Origin of the sequence: Mesorhizobium sp. M7A.F.Ca.CA.003.01.2.1, assembly GCF_003998945.1 — a bacterium.
Taxonomy (GTDB): Bacteria; Pseudomonadota; Alphaproteobacteria; order Rhizobiales; family Rhizobiaceae; genus Mesorhizobium; species Mesorhizobium ciceri.
In genome coordinates this window covers 1-3,715 of record NZ_RZRA01000563.1, presented here as the reverse complement: position 1 = coordinate 3,715, position 3,715 = coordinate 1, and the positions used below count along the sequence as shown (strand labels likewise).

4 protein-coding genes and 2 pseudogenes are annotated in these 3,715 nt (G+C 64.8%); 5 read left to right on the top strand and 1 reads right to left on the bottom strand.

Annotated features, from left to right (window positions below; translation table 11 throughout):
- Positions 1–159: pseudogene (locus tag EN969_RS36130) on the top strand (GNAT family N-acetyltransferase); the annotation flags it as partial.
- 5 nt (positions 160–164) lie between these two features.
- Positions 165–266, top strand: a pseudogene (locus tag EN969_RS36125) (DUF4892 domain-containing protein); the annotation flags it as partial.
- A 34-nt stretch (positions 267–300) separates the two neighbouring features.
- On the opposite strand, the gene EN969_RS21110 reads toward EN969_RS36125, so the two are convergent.
- Complete coding sequence (locus tag EN969_RS21110; RefSeq protein WP_013529610.1) at positions 301–1,065, bottom strand: IclR family transcriptional regulator; 765 nt, start codon at positions 1,063–1,065, stop codon at positions 301–303.
- Between the two features lie 183 nt (positions 1,066–1,248).
- Here EN969_RS21110 and EN969_RS21105 point away from each other — a divergent pair, with 183 nt between their 5' ends.
- From EN969_RS21105 to EN969_RS21095, 3 genes are all read left to right on the top strand, one after another.
- Positions 1,249–2,223 carry a tripartite tricarboxylate transporter substrate-binding protein gene (locus EN969_RS21105; RefSeq protein WP_013529611.1) on the top strand — a complete coding sequence of 325 codons (975 nt, stop codon included), beginning with the start codon at positions 1,249–1,251 and terminating at the stop codon, positions 2,221–2,223.
- Positions 2,224–2,362: 139 nt separating this feature from the next.
- Entirely contained in the window at positions 2,363–2,899 is a 537-nt protein-coding gene (locus tag EN969_RS21100; RefSeq protein ID WP_063168998.1) for a tripartite tricarboxylate transporter TctB family protein, read from the top strand.
- Positions 2,900–2,903: 4 nt separating this feature from the next.
- On the top strand, positions 2,904–3,715 hold an 812-nt coding region (locus EN969_RS21095; protein WP_206525199.1), incomplete at its 3' end, for a tripartite tricarboxylate transporter permease.

Here is a 3,715-nt window from a genome sequence, read left to right as displayed (position 1 = left end):
GTCCTGGCATGGGGCGAAGTGATTTTCGGGCGCGAGAAGACCGTCTGTATCATCGATCCGGAAAATGGCGCTTCGCTGAGGGTGGCTGCCAAGTGCGGTTACCGGGAAGTGGTAAAGACCACCTATCACGACGCTCCGACTATCCTGCTGGCGCGGTGACCTGAGCGGCGCGGCTGACCGCTGCGGGCGCCGGCATGATGGCACCTGTCGCCAGCAACGATGACGAAGCGGGCCGCGCCAAGAACCGCCGTGTGGTTCTGGTCAAGTTGAACTGGGCGAGCCTTCCAATCAGGCCGCATTCTACGGCAGGGCGTCCGCTGCCAGGCTTGCCTGCTCGAGCATTGAGGCGTCCTCGCCGAAGGCGCGGGTGGCGCGGGCCGCTGCCTCGAGCAGCGGACGCTTCATGCGCTGCAGAAAGGCCGCGTCGACGCGCGTGCTTGGTCCAGCCAGGGTCAAGGCGCCGAGCAGGACGCCCCCTGGCCCGAATACCGGCGCCGACACGCCCCCGGTCTCGGGGTCGCGGTCGCCGACGGCGAGACAGTTGCAGGTCTTGCGGATGGTCTCGTAGGGTTCGCCCTGCTGGCCCGAAAACGCTGCGAGCACGCGGCCGCCCGAGCCGAGCAGCAAAGGCAATACGTCGCCTTCGCGTATCGTGTAGCGGATCGGGTGCTTGGATTCGACGCGGTAAAGACAGGTGCGGACATCGCCCGAGCGAACGTAGAAGGCAACGCTTTCCCAGCTTCGCTCGGAAAGATCGCGCATGATCGGCAGCAGGATGTCGACCGCCACGACCGAACGCTGGTAGAGCGCACCGAGCCGAAACGTCGCGGGTCCGACGCGGTAGCGCCCATTGTCGAGGCGCTCGAGCAATCGTCCGCGCAAAAGGGAATTCGCAAGCCGCAGGATGGTGCTCTTGTAGAGGCCGGTGCGCGCCGCGATTTCGGCTAGGCTGAGCGACCGGTCCTCCGTGCTGAAGGCATCGAGGATGGCAATCGCCCGATCGAGTGCTGCAACACCTTCGGCGCGGTCGATTTCCGCATCTGCCGATTTGCTTGGCGAATCCATGGCGGTTCCAGTTTGAAGAAAACCGAGCGACGCGACTGTGTCGCGCCGCCAAATCGTTCTGTCCAGTAGAATATCGTTTCCGTTGACAGAACTCCGTAACATCTGCTTGAAATCGATGACGGGTCTGGATGCAGGCGCGTTTTGGCGGGCACCGGAGGAGGTGTCGTGATTTGGAGGAATCCCATGCTGGACAGACGCAGATTTTTGATGAGCACCGCAGCCGTGGGTGCCGGGCTGATGACGTCGCATCTTTCTCCCGCTTTGGCCGAAGGCGCGCCCCAGATACAGCTCTTCGTGCCTGCCGCACCGGGTGGTGGCTGGGACCAGACGGCGCGCACGATCGACCAGGTGCTGCGCAGTGAAAAGCTCATCTCGGGTTCGCAGATCACCAATGTCGGCGGCGCCGGCGGGACTGTCGGGCTGCCGCAATTCATCAGCCAGTGGAACGGCAAAGGCAATTCCCTGATGGTTGCCGGCATGGTCATGGTTGGCGCCATCATTGCCAACAAGGCCGCCAACAATCTGACGCAGGTCACCCCGATCGCCCGCCTTACCGGCGAGTTCGAGGCCTTGGTCGTGCCGGCGGAGTCGCCGTTCAAGACGGCCGCTGATTTCGTCGCCGCGCTCAAGGCCGATCCGACAAAGGTTCCTGTCGCCGGCGGCTCCGCAGGCGGTTCCGATCACATCCTGTTCGGCCTGATTGCCAAGACTGTCGGCGTGCCGGCGACAAACCTGTCCTACGTGCCGTTCGCCGGCGGCGGTGAGGCGTTGTCGGCGCTGCTCGGCAACCAGGTCGCGGCCGGCATCTCCGGCTTTGGCGAGTTCTCCGAGCAGGTCAAGGCGGGCGCGCTGCGGCTGCTCGCCATCTCGGCAGACAAGCGCCAGGACGGCATCGATGCGCCGACGCTGAAGGAGGCCGGCATCGATGTCGAACTGTTCAACTGGCGCGGCGTCTTCGCACCGCCGGGTATTTCCGACGCCGACAAGGCAGCGATGATCACCCTGATCGAGACCATGGCCAAGAGCGACGCGTGGGCGACCGAATGCAAGAACCGCAACTGGACGCCGATCCTGCTCACCGGCGACGACTATGCGAAGTTCGTCACCGAGGATTCAGCCCGCATCGAGGCGATCCTGAAGGATCTCGGGCTCGCCTGATCCATCGTCATAGGGGCGGCGCAGGTCGCCCCTTCTCGCATGAAATGCAAGCCGGCATGACCCTGCGGTGGGGAGCAAGCATGCGGCGCCGGGCATTTCCGCCAACCATACTTGGCCAGCTCTCCTGGGGAGGACAATCATGAGCACCAGCGACCAGCAGGCGGCGCCGTCGCGGCTTGCCGTGCCGGAATTGTTGATAGGCATCGGGCTCCTGGCCTGCGCCGGCGCCGTCGCCTGGCAGACGCTGGCGATCCCGGTGTCGCCGCTCTACTCCAAGGTCGGCCCGACCGTCTTTCCCTACCTTACCATGGTTGGCCTGGTGGTACTTTCGCTGTTGCTCATCCTTGCCGCGCTTCGCGGCGGCTGGCAGCCGGAGGAGGAAAAGGAGACGCCGACCGACTGGAAGGCAATGGGCTTCGTCGTTATCGGCCTGATCGCCAATCTGCTGCTCATCCAACCGCTCGGCTTCACGGCGGCATCCGTCATCATGTTCGTGCTCGTCTGCTACGGCTTCGGCAGCAAGCGTACGCTGCGGGACGTCGTGCTCGGCCTTATCCTGGCGCTGGCCGCCTATTTCGGCTTCGCCAGGGCGCTCGGCGTCAACATCGGTGCCGGTTTCATCGAGAACCAGCTGAACACGGTCATCGATGCGTTCATCACCATGTTGAGGGGCTGACGCCATGGAAACGCTCGGACATCTGGCACATGGCTTCTCGGTCGCCTTCACCCCGGTCAACCTTCTGTGGTGCCTGCTCGGCACCACGCTTGGTACCGCCATCGGTGTGCTGCCCGGTCTTGGGCCGGCGCTGACCATCGCGCTGCTTTTGCCGATCACCTATCAGGTGGCGCCGGAGGCATCCTTCATCCTGTTTGCCGGCATCTATTACGGCGCCATGTACGGCGGCTCGACGACGTCGATCCTGCTCAACACGCCCGGCGAAAGCGCCACCATCGTCACCGCGCTGGAAGGCAACAGGATGGCGCGTTCCGGCCGCGGCGGTGCAGCCCTCGCCACTTCGGCGATCGGCTCGTTCGTCGCCGGCACGATCGGCACGATGGGCGTCGCTTTCCTGGCGCCGGTGGTGGTCAAATTCGCGCTGGCCTTCGGTCCGGCCGAATATTTCTCGCTGATGGTGCTGGCCTTCATCACCGTCTCGGCGGTGCTCGGCTCGTCTTCCGTTCGCGGCCTGACCAGCCTGTTCGCAGGCTTCGTCATCGGCATGATCGGCGTCGACCTGCAGACCGGCCAGCCGCGCTTCACCTTCGGCATGACCGAACTGCTCGACGGCGTCGACGTCATCATCGCCGCCGTTGGCCTGTTTGCGGTCGGCGAGACGCTGTACATGGCCTCGCGCCGCTATGCCGGCAAGGACGAGATCGTGCCGCTGAAGGGCTCGCTCTACATGACGGCGGCCGAGTGGGGGCGTTCGTGGAAACCCTGGCTACGCGGCGCCGCGATCGGCTTCCCGATCGGCGCCATGCCGGCGGGTGG